Consider the following 14,608-nt stretch of genomic DNA (forward strand, 5'->3'; position numbering starts at 1 on the left):
CGCCAGGAGTTTGTAGGCCGGATAAGACAACGCCGCCATCCGGCAGCGTTGCGCCGTTCTGCCTGATGGCGCTACGCTTATCAGGCCTACTGGGTTAGCCGTTGGCGGCGGCTTTGCGCAGGTCAAACACGCGGCAGGCCTTGCCTTCGGAGCGCGGAATGCTGCCGCAGTTGACGATGCTGACGTCGGTAGAAATGCCGACCATCGACTTAATGCGATGACGCAGGTGGTGGCAAATCTGGCAGCGCTGCTCGTGGCTCAGCACCAGGCTACTCTCTTTCAGCTCCACGCGAACCGAAAGTGAATCAAGATGCCCGCGGCGATCGACTTCCAGCTGGTAGTGCGGCGCCAGATGTTCAATCTTGAGGATCTCTTCTTCCACCTGCGATGGGAAAACGTTCACCCCGCGAATAATCAGCATGTCATCGCTGCGACCGCTGATGCGATCCATACGGCGCATGGTGCGGGCGGTGCCCGGCAGCAGACGCGTCAGGTCGCGGGTGCGGTAGCGGATCACCGGCAGCGCCTCTTTGGTCAGCGTGGTGAACAGCAGTTCGCCGTGCTCGCCGTCGGCCAGCGGCGTACCGTCTTCCGGGTTAACCACTTCCGGGAAGAAGTGATCTTCCCAGATGGTTGGGCCGTCGGCGGTTTCAATACACTCCATCGCCACGCCCGGCCCCATCACTTCAGACAGGCCGTAGATATCCAGCGCGGTAATGCCGAGGCGGCGTTCAATCTCCGCCTTCATGCCGGTGGTCCACGGTTCAGCGCCAAAGACGCCGGTACGCAGCGAACAGCCGCGTGCGTCGCCGCCCATCTGGCGTTCCAGCTCTTCAATCAGGTTCAGGCAGTAAGACGGCGTCACCATGATCATGTCGGGTTTGAAATCACGGATCAGCTGCGCCTGTTTCTCAGTCTGGCCGCCGGACATCGGGATCACTGTCGCCCCTAAGCGTTCAGCACCGTAGTGCGCGCCCAGGCCGTCGGTGAACAGGCCGTAACCGTAGGCCACATGAATTTTATCCTTCGCTGAGCCGCCAGCGGCGCGCAGTGAACGGGCAACGATGTTTGCCCAGGTATCAATATCGTTCTGCGTATAGCCAACGACGGTTGGCTTGCCGGTGGTCCCGGACGACGCGTGGATACGTACCACCTGCTCCATCGGCACTGCGAAGGTATCGAATGGATAGTTGTCGCGCAGATCCTGCTTGGTGGTGCAGGGAAATTTAGCGAGATCGCTCAGCTCATGAAAATCGTCATGGTGTACACCCGCCGCGTCAAACTTACGGCGGTACATCGGCACATTTTCGTAGGCGTGTTTCAGCGTCCACTTCAGGCGCTCGGTCTGCAGGGCCTGTAACTCATCACGCGATGCGGTTTCAATCGGATCTAATGTTGTTGTAGTTGTCATTTTGTAGGGTACTCGCAGGTCAATTAGCTCACACTCGCTCGAGGATCATGGCAATGCCCTGACCCACGCCAATACACATCGTACACAGCGCATAGCGTCCATTGCGTCGTTCCAGTTCCAGCGTCGCTGCCAGCGCCAGTCGCGCGCCGCTCATGCCTAACGGATGGCCTAAGGCGATGGCACCACCGTTGGGATTCACATGCGCCGCGTCGTCCGCCAGCCCCAACTGTCTGAGCACACCCAGCGCCTGGGCGGCAAAAGCTTCGTTCAGCTCAATCACGTCCATATCGTTAATATTCAGCCCCGCGCGCTCCAGCACTTTACGCACCGCCGGAACCGGCCCAAGCCCCATGTACTTCGGTTCAACGCCCGCGGTCGCCATGGCGACAATACGCACACGCGGCGTTAAGCCCTGCGCGGCGGCCTGCTGCTGGCTGGCGATAATCAGCGCTGCCGCCCCGTCGTTCACGCCGGACGCGTTGCCTGCCGTCACCACGCCGCCTTTACGGAACGGGGTTTTCAGCGAAGCCAGTTGCTCCAGGGTGGTCTCCGCGCGCGGGTGCTCATCTTCACGCACCGCGCTGACCGCGCCCTTCTTACCGATAATCTGCACCGGCACAATTTCCTGCGCCAGAATGCCATCGCGCTGCGCTTTGGCGGTACGCTGCTGGCTGCGGTAAGCAAAGGCATCCTGGTCTTCACGGCTGATGTTTAACAATTCTGCTACATTCTCTGCCGTTTCCGGCATGCTGTCAGTACCAAATTGTTGCTGCATGAGCGGGTTCACAAAACGCCAGCCGATAGTGGTATCAAACATCTCGGCCTGACGCTGGTACGGCGTGGTCGCCTTGCCCATCACGAACGGCGCGCGGGACATTGACTCTACGCCACCGGCAATCATCAGGTCCGCATCACCCGCTTTAATGGCCCGCGCGGCGAAGCCAATCGCGTCAAGGCCGGAGCCACACAGACGGTTAATGGTGGTGCCGGAAACGCCGAACGGATAGCCCGCCAGCAGCGTTGCCATATGCGCGACGTTACGGTTATCTTCCCCGGCCTGGTTAGCACAGCCGAAAATCACGTCATCAATACAGGTTGGATCTAACTTCGGGTTACGGCTTAGCAGCTCACGCAACGGGATCGCCGCCAGATCGTCGGCGCGAACCCCGGCCAGGCCACCTGCGTAGCGGCCAATCGGGGTACGAATACCGTCACAAATAAATGCATCACGCATTAGACTTCTCCTGTAATAGTGCCGCCGATGCGGTGCGATTTGCCGCGAAACAGCGCTACGGTTTTTTGCTGCGGGTTGACGATTTCAATGTCATACACGCCGGTCAGTTTGCCCTGCTGCTTGACCCGGGCGGTGGCGGTTAATTTCTCGCCCGCAAAGGCCGGGCGCAGAAAATCAATGCTGGCCGCCGACGCCACCGCCGCCAGCCCCTGGCTGTTGCAGGCGTAGGCAAAGGCGGTATCCGCCAGGGTGAAAAGCTGGCCGCCGTGGCAGGTCTGATGGCCGTTTAGCTGCGAGGGCGACACGGTCATCGTCATCTGCGCGTAGCCGTCGTCCATCTCAATAATTTCTATCCCTAGCGCCTGAGCGCAGGTGTCTTTCTCGTACATGGCGCGGGCGTTGCGCCAGGCTTCATTACTCATGACGCATCTCCATCAGCGCTTTCTGGCGCAGCAGCGCACTGGGGCGATAGCGTTCTTCGCCATAGTGCTGTTGTAGATTTTCCAGCAGACGCAGCACACGCCCCCAGCCAAGCGACTCGCCCCAGGCCAGCGGCCCGCGCGGGTAGTTCACCCCTAAGCGCATCGCGGTATCGATATCGTCCGCGTTAGCGACCCCTTTTTGCACTGCATCCAGCGCTTCGTTCGCCAGCATCGCCACCGTGCGCCACACCAGCAGCCCTGGGTAGTCGGCAATACGCAGCACGTTTTTGCCCTGCTGCTGGAAGTAGTACACCGCTTTGTCGGTGGCTGAATCCGGATTGGTTTCCGCGCTTGCCAGGACGACGGTATCGCCCGCCGCATGGTCATACACCACCACCGGGCGCTTGTGCTGCACGCTTAAGGCCAGCGCGGTTTCACCGGTGGTTTCCAGCAGCAGTACATCGTCCAACTCGGTGACAACGTCACCTTTAACGGTCTTCGCCGCGCGGTCAGCAGAGACGGCAGCCAGCGCCAGTTCGGGCTGATTTTCCACCGGCCAGCGATAGATGCCGTGGCCGCTCTTCTTGCCCAAACGCCCTGCCAGCGCCAGCTCCTGTTGCAGCAGCGATGGCAGAAAACGGCGGTCCTGCCAGAAAGCGTTAAACACCGAACAGGTCACCGCAAAGTTGACGTCCTGGCCGATAAGGTCGGTCAGCGCCAGCGGCCCCATCGGGAAACCGCCGCCGTCGCGCAGCGCGGCATCAATCACTTCCGCTGATGCCACTTGCTCTTCCAACGCGCGCCAGGCTTCGGCGTAGAACGGGCGGGCCACGCGGTTAACGATAAAGCCCGGCGTAGAGCGGCAGCGCACCGGCTGTTTGCCCCAGGCGGTTACGCACTGGCAAAGCTGCTCGACCACTTCCGTTGAGGTGGCAAGCCCGCTCACCACTTCCACCAGTTTCATCACCGGTGCCGGGTTAAAGAAATGCAGCCCCGCCACACGTTCCGGGTGTTTGATGCCCGCCGCAATCGCGGTAATGGAGATAGACGAGGTGTTGCTGGTCAGCAGCGTTGACGGCGAGCAAAGCTCCGCCAGCTCGCTGAACAGCGCCTTTTTAATCTCCAGTCGCTCGGAGGCGGCTTCAATCACCAGCTGCGCGTCGGCAAGCTGCGTTAATTCAGTTGCTGGCGTAATACGTGCCAGCAACGCCTGTGCCTGCTCGGCGCTGATTTTGCCGCGGCTAACGCGGGCGTTCAGACGCTGGGCAATGCCGTCGATGGCGCGAGTAATCGCCTCGGCGGAAATGTCGTACAGCAACACCGCGTGCCCGGCGCTGGCCGCCACTTCGACAATCCCGGCGCCCATGGTGCCGCCGCCAATCACGGCGACGGTGTGAAGAGTCTGGCTCATGGCTTATTTCCCGCTGAACTGTGGTGGACGTTTGGCGAGGAAGGCGCTGACGCCTTCGCGATAGTCGTCGCTGCGCCCGGCCATGCGCTGGTAGTCGCGCTCAAGCTCAAGCTGCTCATCCAGCGAGTTAGTTTCGGAAAGCTGTAAGGCTTTCTTAATCAGCCCCAGACCGTAGGTCGGCTGGGTGGCGAAATGGCGAGCCATGGTTAGCGCGGTATCTTTCAACTCGGCATCGTCAACTACCTGCCAGATCATGCCCCACTGCGCAGCCTGTTCGGCGCTGAGGTTATCACCGAGCATCAGCAGGCCAACGGCGCGAGCACGACCGGCAACGCGCGGCAGCACCCAGCTTCCGCCGCAGTCTGGCACCAGGCCGAGCTTGCTGAAGGCCATGACAAACTTCGCCGATCGTGCGGCAATCACGATGTCGCAGCCCATCGCCAGCGTGGCACCGGCTCCCGCGGCAACGCCGTTAACGGCGCAGATAACCGGCTTCGGCAGCGCGGCTAAGCGGCGCACCAGGGGGTTGTAGAAACGCTCCACCGACATGCCCAGATCCGGCGCGGGGCCGCTTGGGTCAACGTTACGGTCGTTCAGATCCTGTCCGGCGCAAAAACCGCGTCCGGCCCCGGTGATCAGCAGGCAGCGAATGGTGTCATCGCGTTCGGCCTGCTTCAGGCAGTCTGCAAGCTGCTGGTGCATGACATCGTTAAAGCTATTGAGTCGGTCCGGGCGGTTCAGGGTGATGGTCATCACGCCCTGTTCCACTTCGCTGAGAATGAATGCGTCCACGATTAGCGTCCTTTGAATTCTGGTGTGCGTTTTTCTAAAAAGGCGCTCACGCCTTCACGACGATCTTCGGTGCCGCTCAGCAGCGTAAACAGCTGACGTTCCTGCACCAGACCGGCCTGCAACCCCACCTCATGCGCCAGACGCAGCGACTGTTTTGCCGCCCGCAGCGCCAGCGGTGAGCGGCTGGCGATAGTCGCCGCCAGCTTCAGCGCGTATTCATCGGAGAGGTTAGCCGGGTGAATGTCGCTCACCAGCCCGGCCTGCTGCGCGCGTTCGGCATCAATGCTTTCGCCGCTCAGCACCATACGGCTGGCCAGCGCTTTACCGACGCTGCGAATAAGGCGCTGCGTACCGCCCGCACCCGGCATGGTGCCGAGGGTAATTTCCGGCAGGCCAAAGCGGGCGTTATCGCCAGCAATCACCAGGTCGCACAGCAGCGCCAGTTCGCAGCCCGCGCCCAGCGCGTAACCGTTCACCACCGCTATCAGCGGCTTGTTGAAAGCATCGATGCGCGCCCACAGACGCGGACGAATATCGTCAAAGGTGGCGGGCAAGTCTTTTTCCGCCATCTCGTTAAGGTCGGCACCGGCTGCGAAATAACGCGGGTTGCCGCTAATCACACACACGCTGATGCTGGCGTCCGCTGCCGCACTTTCCAGCACCTCGGCAAGCAGCAATAGCAGTGCGTTGTTTAAGGCATTACGCGCCTGCGGGCGGTTCAGGGTCAGTTGCAGCACGCGGTCGTGACGGGTAATCAGCAGTTCGCTCATGCCATCCCCCGCGCGTCAAAGTCGACCACCACGTCGCCGCTGGTTGGCAGCGCCTGGCAGCTCAGAACGTAACCTGCCGCCACTTCATCGGCTTCAAGGCTGTAGTTGGCCGCCATCGCCACTTCACCGCTCACCACCTTGCATTTGCAGGTCGCGCACACACCGCCTTTGCAGGCGAACGGCAGGTCAGCGCCCTGACGCAGCGCGGCGTCGAGAATGCTGTCATCTTCGGCGTTCAGCGCAATCAGGCGATCGCGGCCGTCCTGGCGAATGGTGACCGTGCGGCCTTCTGCCTGCACGCCGGTGGCGCGTTTCACGCTGGTACCCGGCGTGTTGAAGCGTTCGAGGTGAATGGATTTTTCCGGCACGCCCAGTTCGCGCAGCGCCACTTCGGCTTCGTCCATCATCGCCGACGGGCCGCAGATAAAGGCATCGTCAAAGCGACTGAAATCGAGCAGCGTTTTGCCCAGCGCATGCAGCTTTTCACCGTCAATGCGCCCTTGCAGCAGGTCGCTGTCCATCGACTCCTGGCTGAACAGATGCACCACCTGCAAACGCTGCGGGTAGCGGTCTTTCAGGTCGGCCAGCGCCTGGCGGAACATCATGCTGTGGCTGCTGCGGTTGCCGTAAATCAGGGTGAACTGGCTGGCCGGTTCGGTGGCGAGCGTGGCTTCAATAATCGCCATCATCGGCGTGATGCCAGAACCGGCGGCAATCGCCAGATATTCGGCTTTACGCTCGGCCTGCGGCTGGTAGCCAAAGTGGCCCTGCGGCACCATCACCTCAAACTCCATGCCCTGCTGAATATCGCTCTGGGCATAGCGAGAGAAACGGCCGCCGTCGATGGCCTTGACTGCCACGCTGATTTCAGACGGCGAGTGGCTGCGGCAAATGGAGTAGCAGCGGCGTAACTCTTCCCCGCCGAGGCGGGTTTTCAGCGTCAGGTGCTGGCCCGGACGGAAGGCGTAAACGCTACGCAGCGCGTCGGGAATGGCAAAGGTGATGGTGACCGAATCACGGGTTTCCGGTTCGACCTTTGCCACGGTAAGCGAATGAAATGTTGTCATCGCAGCCTCAAATACATTTAAAGTAATCAAAGGGTTCACGGCAGCTATCGCAGCGGTACAGCGCTTTACAGGCCGTGGAACCGAATTCACTGATCAGCGACGTGTGGGTGCTGCCGCAGCGCGGGCAGACCACATCCTTCGGCATCTCGTCGGCGTGGCAGGCGTGGGCCTGCGGCGGGCTGATACCGTACTGGCGCAGACGCTCGCGGGCATCCGGGCTCATCCAGTCGGTGGTCCACGGCGGGTCGAGCTGCAGCACGATATGCACTGGCGTATAGCCGTGCTCCGCCATCACCGTGCGAATTTCACCCAGCAGATGTTCGGTGGCCGGGCAACCCGAGTAGGTCGGCGTAAAGCCAATCACCCAGCCGTCACCGTGACGCTCAACGCGGCGCACCATGCCGAGGTCGGTAATGGTCAGCACCGGCACTTCCGGGTCTGGAATGGCGCTTAACAATCCCCAGACGGTACGAACCTCCGGGGGCGCGATTGCGGCGAGACGTTGCATAGCCACCTCCTGCTACCACTGCTGGCCGGGATACGACCGCTGTAAATACTGCATCTCTGCCAGCATCGGCCCGAGATGTTCGCTGTGCAGCCCCTGCTTACCGCCGCGACGGAACGCCGCTTCTTCAGGGATCGGCAAACCGGCGTCGAGCAGCGCGGTGTGCACCGTGGTCTGCCATTCGGTTTCTAATTCGCGCGGGTCAACGGCGATGCCCTGCTCGCTCAGGCTGATATCCAGCTCGTCGGCCATAAACAGCTCGCCGGTGAAGCGCCACAGGTTGTTGACCGCCTGCTGCATCAGCTGTGTGGAATAGTCGGTGCCGTTACCCAGACGCTCCAGCCAACCGCGGCTAAAGCGCAGGTGATAGCGCACCTCTTTCAGCCCTTTGGCGGCGATGGCAGCAATCTGCGCGTCGCGGCTGTTAACCAGGCGGCTGAACAGGGCCACGTGCCAGGCATCCATAAAGAACTGGCGGGCGATGGTGTCGGCAAAGTTGCCGTTCGGCTGTTCGACCAGCAGCACATTGCTGAACTGGCGTTCGTCGCGGCCAAAGGCCAGCGTGTCTTCGTCGCCGCTGCCGTTCAGTTCGGCGGCGTAGCTCAGGAAGTTGCGCGCCTGACCCAGCAGGTCGAGGCCGATATTGGCCAGCGCCAGGTCAATTTCCAGCTCCGGCGCGTGGCCGCACCAGGCGCCTAAACGCTGGGCCAGCACCAGGCCGTTATCGCCAAGACGCAGTGCATAGGTTGCAACGGGGTTTTGCGTGTTCATCGTTGCCTCACATATGTTCCATGCCGTCTGGCACGGTGTAGAAGGTCGGATGACGGTAGACCTTGCTCTCGGCCGGGTCGAAAAACTCACCGCGCTCTTCCGGCTGTGAGGCGACGATTTCGCTCGCCTTCACTACCCAGATAGAGCAGCCTTCGCTGCGGCGGGTGTAAGCATCACGGGCATTTTCCAGCGCCATCTGATCATCGGCGGCGTGCAGGCTGCCTACGTGGCGGTGCGACAGACCCTGTTTGCTGCGGACAAACACTTCGTATAACGGCCAGTATGTTTTGCTCATTCTTTTTCTCCTCAGGCGGCATCGCGAGCGCGTTGTTTTTCGGCATGAGCCAGCGCGGCTTCGCGCACCCATGCTCCCTCTTCCCAGGCTTTGCGCTTGGCGCCCAGACGTTCGTGGTTGCAAATGCCACGCCCGTTGATGACTTCATTGAGTTCCTGCCAGTCGATTTCGCCGTAGCGATAGTGACCGGTGGCCTCGTCCAGATAGAGGTCGGCATCCGGCACTTTCATGCCGAGGATGTCGACCTGCGGGACGGTGTTGTCGACGAAGCGCTGACGCAGTTCATCGTTGGAATGCAGTTTGATTTTCCACGCCATGCTGCGGGCGCTGTTTGGTGAGTTGTCATCGCTCGGCCCGAACATCATTAATGCCGGCCACCAAAAGCGGTTGATAGCGTCCTGCAACATCTGACGCTGCTCTTCACTCCCCGCCGCCAGCGCCATACAGGCTTCAAAGCCCTGACGCTGGTGAAAGCTCTCTTCTTTGCAGATTTTGACCATCGCCCGGGCATACGGGCCGTAGGAGGTACGGCACAGCGCCACCTGGTTGACGATCGCCGCGCCGTCGACCAGCCAGCCGATCACGCCGATATCCGCCCAGGTGAGCGTCGGGTAGTTAAAGATGGAGGAGTACTTCATCTGCCCGTCGAGCATCTTCTGGTAGATGTCCTCACGGGCGCAGCCGAGGGTTTCCGCCGCGCTATAGAGGTAGAGGCCATGGCCGGCTTCATCCTGCACCTTCGCCAGCAGAATCGCTTTGCGGCGAAGCGTTGGGGCGCGGGTGATCCAGTTACCTTCCGGCAGCATGCCGACGATTTCCGAGTGCGCATGCTGGCCAATCTGGCGGATCAGCGTCTTGCGGTACGCGTCCGGCATCCAGTCCTGCGGTTCGATGGCGGTATCCTGCGCGATGCGCTGGTCAAAGCGTTGTTCTTCTGTTGTCACGTCATTACCTTATGATTCCGATAAATTCAACAAATCAATTTTTGTGAATCATGTTGTTTTATAAAAGTTACATCTTAGTTAAATAAAACCACAAATTTTGTTTGTGCATTTTGTGATGCGCACCGCAATACCCGTTGATTTATCCCAATGAAACCGAATCATAATCAATACACGTAAAGTGTCTTTGATCGCATTGTTAACAAATTATTAAAATCAAGCTTGCATTTAATGATTCGTAAAAGAACTATTAATAGCGAGATTACGTAACATATCTGGAGAAACACCATGCAGCAGTTAGCCAGCTATTTGTCCGGCACCTGGCAAACCGGCCGGGGCCGTGCCCGCACCATTCACCACGCCATCAGCGGCGAACCGCTGTGGGATGTGACAAGCGAAGGGTTGGATATGGCGCAGGCGCGTCGCTTCGCTATTGAGCACGGCGGCAAAGCGCTTCAGGCGATGACCTTTATTGAACGCAGCGCGATGCTGAAAGCGGTCGCTAAACATCTGATGGAGCTGAAGGCCGATTTCTACGCCATCTCCGCTGAGACCGGCGCCACGCGCGGCGATAGCTGGGTAGATATCGAGGGCGGTATCGGCACCCTCTTCACCTACGCCAGCCTCGGTGGCCGCGAGCTGCCGGACGACGTGCTGTGGCCGGAAGATGAGCTGATCCCGCTGTCCAGGCAGGGTGGCTTTGCCGCTCGCCACGTGCTGACGTCAAAGTCCGGCGTTGCGGTTCACATCAACGCCTTTAACTTCCCTTGCTGGGGTATGTTAGAGAAGCTGGCACCGACCTGGCTTGCCGGGATGCCGGCGATCATCAAACCGGCGACCGCTACCGCCCAACTGACTCAGGCGATGGTGAAAGCGATTATCGACAGCGGCCTGGTGCCGAACGGCGCGATTAGCCTTATCTGCGGCGGTGCGGGCGACCTGCTCGACCACCTCGACTGCCAGGACGTGGTGACCTTTACCGGCTCGGCGCATACCGGGCAGCAGCTGCGCGTGCATCCAAATCTGGTGGCGAAGTCTGTCCCCTTCACCATGGAAGCGGACTCGCTGAACTGCTGCGTGCTGGGCGACGATGTCACCCCAGAGCAGCCGGAATTTGCGCTGTTTATCCGTGAAGTCGTCCGTGAGATGACCACCAAGGCCGGGCAGAAATGTACCGCCATCCGCCGCATTATCGTGCCGCAGGCGCAGGTAAAAGCGGTGAGCGACGCGCTGATTGCTCGTCTGCAAAAAGTGGTGGTCGGCGACCCGGCGCAGGAAGGCGTGAAGATGGGTTCGCTGGTCAATAGCGATCAGCGTCAGGACGTGCAGAATAACGTTAACCGTCTGGTTGAAGCGGGATGCGAGGTGCTGCTGGGCGGCAAAGCGGATCTCAGCGCGGCCGGGGCCTTCTTCCCGCCAACGCTGCTATTCTGCGCGCAGCCGGATGAGGTTTCGGCGGTGCATGCGATTGAAGCCTTTGGCCCGGTTGCCACCCTGATGCCGTATCAGAATAGCGAACACGCGATGACGCTGGCCCGCGCAGGCGAAGGCAGCCTGGCAGGCACGCTGGTAACGGCGAGCGGCGAACTGGCGCGCGAGTTTATCCTCGGCGCAGCCCGCGCTCACGGGCGTATTCAGGTGCTGAACGAAGAGTCATCTGCGGAGTCCACCGGCCACGGCTCCCCGCTGCCGCAGCTGGTACACGGCGGCCCGGGACGTGCGGGCGGCGGTGAAGAGCTGGGCGGCCTGCGCGCGGTGAAACACTATATGCAGCGCACCGCTATTCAGGGTAGTCCAACCATGCTGGCGGCGGTAAGCCAGCAATGGGTGCGCGGCGCACAGGTGGTGGAAGACCGTATTCACCCGTTCCGTAAGTACTTCGAAGAGATCCAGCCGGGCGATAGCCTGCTGACCCCACGCCGTACCCTGACCGAAGCGGACATCGTGAACTTCGCCTGTCTCAGCGGCGACCACTTCTATGCCCATATGGACAAGATTGCGGCAGCCGATTCCATTTTCGGCGAGCGCGTGGTGCACGGCTACTTCCTGATTTCCGCGGCAGCCGGTCTGTTTGTTGATGCGGGCGTCGGCCCGGTGATCGCCAACTACGGTATGGAAAACCTGCGCTTTATTGAGCCGGTTAAGCCGGGCGACACCATCCAGGTGCGCCTGACCTGCAAGCGTAAAACGGTCAAGCGCCAGCGCAACGCCGAAGAGAAAGCCACCGGCGTGGTGGAATGGTCGGTCGAGATTTTCAATCAGCATCAGCAGGCGGTAGCGCTGTACTCGATTCTGACGCTGGTTGCGCGCCAGCACGGGGATTTCCCGGCGTAAGCTGTGGCGTGATTGCCTGATGGCGCTTCGCTTATCAGGCCTACACGTTCACGCTGCTATCCGGCGACACAAATATTTATGCCTCTGCGGAGGCATTTTTTGTAACTGGCAAAACTGACAAACAACCTGGCAAGCGCAAGCAAACGCTTCGTGACGTTCCGCTGTTAGCTTAAGAGACTGAAGCCGAAGTAGCAGCGGCAAGGCACAACATAACGATAAAATGAGGTCACAATGTCAAAAGGCTCGATTCGTTCAAACCGTAAAACAGCGCTGGCGCTGGCCGTCGCCCTGTTCTGCGCCTGGCAAACCCCAGCATTCGCCCACGGCGGCGAAGCGCATATGGTTCCGATGGACAAAACCCTGCAGGATTTCGGCGCGGACGTTCAGTGGGATGACTACGCACAGATGTACACCCTGATTAAAGACGGCGCGTTCGTGAAGGTAAAACCGGGCGCCAAAACCGCCATCGTCAACGGCAAAACCCTGACCCTTCAGGTGCCGGTGGTGATGAAAGACGGTAAAGCGTGGGTTTCCGATACCTTTATCAACGACGTTTTCCAGTCTGGTCTCGACCAAACCTTCCAGGTCGAGAAAGTGCCGCACCCGCTGAACTCGCTCTCTTCTGCTGAAATCAGCGAAGCCGTCACCATTGTGAAAGCGGCACCAGAGTTCCAACCGAATACCCGCTTTACTGAAATTTCCCTGCACGAGCCGGACAAACAGGCCGTGTGGGCATTCGCCTTAAAAGGCACTCCGGTTAACGCCCCGCGCACCGCCGACGTGGTGATGCTGGATGGCAAACACGTGATTGAAGCCGTGGTTGACCTGCAGAATAAAAAAGTCCTCTCCTGGAAACCGATTAAAGACGCACACGGCATGGTGCTGATTGACGACTTCGTCAGCGTGCAGAACATCATCAACGCCAGCACCGAATTTGCTGACGTGCTGAAAAAACACGGCATTAAAGACACCACCAAAGTGGTCACCACCCCGCTGACCGTCGGCTACTTCGACGGTAAAGACGGCCTGAAGCAGGACGCGCGCCTGCTGAAAGTGGTGAGCTATCTGGATACCGGCGACGGCAACTACTGGGCGCACCCGATCGAAAACCTGGTGGCGGTGGTTGACCTTGAGCAGAAGAAAATCATCAAGATTGAAGAAGGCCCGGTGATCCCGGTACCAATGGAAGCCCGTCCGTTTGATGGCCGCGATCGCGTGGCTAAATCGGTGAAACCGCTGGATATCATCGAGCCGGAAGGCAAAAACTACACCATCACCGGCGATATGATCCACTGGCAGAACTGGGACTTCCACCTGCGCCTGAACTCTCGCGTGGGGCCGATTCTCTCCACCGTGACCTATAACGACAACGGCACCAAGCGCCAGGTGATGTATGAAGGCTCGCTGGGTGGGATGATCGTGCCTTACGGTGACCCGGACGTGGGCTGGTACTTCAAAGCGTATCTCGATTCCGGCGACTACGGCATGGGTACCCTGACCTCGCCAATCGCGCGCGGCAAAGATGCGCCGAACAACGCCGTGCTGCTGGATGAGACCATCGCCGACTATACCGGCACGCCAACCACCATTCCTCGCGCCGTGGCGGTATTCGAACGCTACGCTGGGCCGGAATATAAGCACCAGGAGATGGGCCAGCCGAACGTCAGCACCGAGCGCCGTGAACTGGTGGTCCGTTGGATCAGCACCGTGGGTAACTACGACTACATCTTCGACTGGGTATTCCACGAAAACGGCACCATCGGCATTGATGCCGGGGCGACCGGTATTGAAGCGGTTAAGGGCGTGAAGGCGAAGACCATGCACGACCCAAGCGCCAAAGACGATACCCGTTACGGCACGCTGATCGACCATAATATCGTTGGCACCACCCACCAGCATATTTACAACTTCCGCCTCGACCTCGACGTGGACGGCGAAAATAACAGCCTGGTGGCGATGGACCCGGAAGTGAAGCCGAACACCGCGGGCGGCCCGCGTACCAGTACCATGCAGGTGAACCAATACACCATCGACAACGAGCAGAAAGCGGCGCAGAAATTCGACCCAGGTACGATTCGCCTGCTGAGCAACACTACCAAAGAAAACCGTATGGGTAACCCGGTCTCCTATCAGATTATCCCTTACGCAGGCGGCACGCACCCGGCGGCAACCGGCGCGAAGTTCGCCCCGGACGAGTGGATCTATCACCGCCTGAGCTTTATGGATAAACAGCTGTGGGTGACCCGTTATCATCAGGAAGAGCGCTACCCGGAAGGGAAATACCCGAACCGCTCCATTCACGATACCGGACTCGGCCAGTACGCGAAGGATGACGAGTCGCTGACCAACCACGATGACGTGGTGTGGATCACCACCGGCACCACCCACGTGGCACGCGCCGAAGAGTGGCCGATTATGCCAACAGAGTGGGCCCACGCGCTGCTGAAACCGTGGAACTTCTTTGACGAGACGCCGACGCTGGGCGAGAAGAAGAAGTAAGTTGTAATGCTAAGACGGCCTCAGCGATGAGGCCGTTTTTTTGTGCTCTGAACGGAGTCCGTATTACATTCGGCTCGTAGCCCGGCCAAGCGCAGCGCCACCGGGACCGCCCCCAACGTCAAACCATTAAACTTTTGTTTTCCCACCGTTCTAAAA

Annotated in this window: 13 protein-coding genes; 2 read left to right on the forward strand and 11 right to left on the reverse strand. The window is 59.9% G+C overall.

Features of this window, described 5'->3' with window-relative positions:
- Positions 1 to 94 precede the first annotated feature (94 nt).
- Genes paaK through paaA form a run of 11 tightly spaced genes read right to left on the reverse strand, consistent with a single transcriptional unit; the run spans position 95 to position 9,622 of the window.
- Complete coding sequence (paaK, locus tag ACLGE8_RS00845; protein WP_410995842.1) at positions 95 to 1,411, reverse strand: phenylacetate--CoA ligase PaaK; 1,317 nt, start codon at positions 1,409 to 1,411, stop codon at positions 95 to 97.
- Positions 1,412 to 1,439: 28 nt separating this feature from the next.
- Positions 1,440 to 2,645: a 3-oxoadipyl-CoA thiolase gene (gene pcaF / locus ACLGE8_RS00850; protein WP_410995843.1), complete on the reverse strand. Its 1,206-nt coding sequence runs from the start codon at positions 2,643 to 2,645 to the stop codon at positions 1,440 to 1,442.
- Complete coding sequence (gene paaI, locus ACLGE8_RS00855; protein WP_185666268.1) at positions 2,645 to 3,067, reverse strand: hydroxyphenylacetyl-CoA thioesterase PaaI; 423 nt, start codon at positions 3,065 to 3,067, stop codon at positions 2,645 to 2,647. Before paaI ends, pcaF begins: the two co-directional genes overlap by 1 nt.
- Entirely contained in the window at positions 3,060 to 4,478 is a 1,419-nt protein-coding gene (locus ACLGE8_RS00860; protein ID WP_410995844.1) for a 3-hydroxyacyl-CoA dehydrogenase, read from the reverse strand. The genes paaI and ACLGE8_RS00860 overlap by 8 nt, the downstream gene beginning before the upstream one ends.
- Before the next feature lie 3 nt (positions 4,479 to 4,481).
- Positions 4,482 to 5,270, reverse strand: a complete 789-nt coding sequence (paaG, locus tag ACLGE8_RS00865; RefSeq protein ID WP_185666266.1) for a 2-(1,2-epoxy-1,2-dihydrophenyl)acetyl-CoA isomerase PaaG — start codon at positions 5,268 to 5,270, stop codon at positions 4,482 to 4,484.
- Between the two features lie 2 nt (positions 5,271 to 5,272).
- A complete protein-coding gene (gene paaF, locus ACLGE8_RS00870) occupies positions 5,273 to 6,040 on the reverse strand; it encodes a 2,3-dehydroadipyl-CoA hydratase PaaF (protein WP_410995845.1) in 768 nt (255 codons plus the stop codon).
- Positions 6,037 to 7,107, reverse strand: a complete 1,071-nt coding sequence (gene paaE / locus ACLGE8_RS00875; protein ID WP_410995846.1) for a 1,2-phenylacetyl-CoA epoxidase subunit PaaE — start codon at positions 7,105 to 7,107, stop codon at positions 6,037 to 6,039. Before paaE ends, paaF begins: the two co-directional genes overlap by 4 nt.
- Before the next feature lie 7 nt (positions 7,108 to 7,114).
- Positions 7,115 to 7,615, reverse strand: a complete 501-nt coding sequence (gene paaD / locus ACLGE8_RS00880) for a 1,2-phenylacetyl-CoA epoxidase subunit PaaD (protein WP_185666263.1) — start codon at positions 7,613 to 7,615, stop codon at positions 7,115 to 7,117.
- A gap of 12 nt (positions 7,616 to 7,627) precedes the next feature.
- Entirely contained in the window at positions 7,628 to 8,383 is a 756-nt protein-coding gene (gene paaC / locus ACLGE8_RS00885) for a 1,2-phenylacetyl-CoA epoxidase subunit PaaC (RefSeq protein WP_410995847.1), read from the reverse strand.
- 7 nt (positions 8,384 to 8,390) lie between these two features.
- Positions 8,391 to 8,678, reverse strand: coding sequence for a 1,2-phenylacetyl-CoA epoxidase subunit PaaB (gene paaB / locus ACLGE8_RS00890; RefSeq protein WP_032943000.1), 288 nt, complete (start codon positions 8,676 to 8,678; stop codon positions 8,391 to 8,393).
- Positions 8,679 to 8,689: 11 nt separating this feature from the next.
- The gene (gene paaA / locus ACLGE8_RS00895) at positions 8,690 to 9,622 is read right to left on the reverse strand and encodes a 1,2-phenylacetyl-CoA epoxidase subunit PaaA (protein WP_395594606.1); all 933 of its coding nucleotides are present in this window, start codon (positions 9,620 to 9,622) and stop codon (positions 8,690 to 8,692) included.
- 285 nt (positions 9,623 to 9,907) lie between these two features.
- On the opposite strand from paaA, the gene paaZ reads away from it, so the two are divergent.
- Both paaZ and tynA read left to right on the forward strand, forming a co-directional pair.
- Positions 9,908 to 11,953: a phenylacetic acid degradation bifunctional protein PaaZ gene (gene paaZ, locus ACLGE8_RS00900; protein WP_410995848.1), complete on the forward strand. Its 2,046-nt coding sequence runs from the start codon at positions 9,908 to 9,910 to the stop codon at positions 11,951 to 11,953.
- A gap of 231 nt (positions 11,954 to 12,184) precedes the next feature.
- Positions 12,185 to 14,452, forward strand: coding sequence for a primary-amine oxidase (gene tynA, locus ACLGE8_RS00905; RefSeq protein ID WP_410995850.1), 2,268 nt, complete (start codon positions 12,185 to 12,187; stop codon positions 14,450 to 14,452).
- Positions 14,453 to 14,608 lie beyond the last annotated feature (156 nt).

Source organism: Kluyvera sp. 142486, from assembly GCF_046569695.1.
Taxonomy (GTDB): Bacteria; Pseudomonadota; Gammaproteobacteria; order Enterobacterales; family Enterobacteriaceae; genus Kluyvera.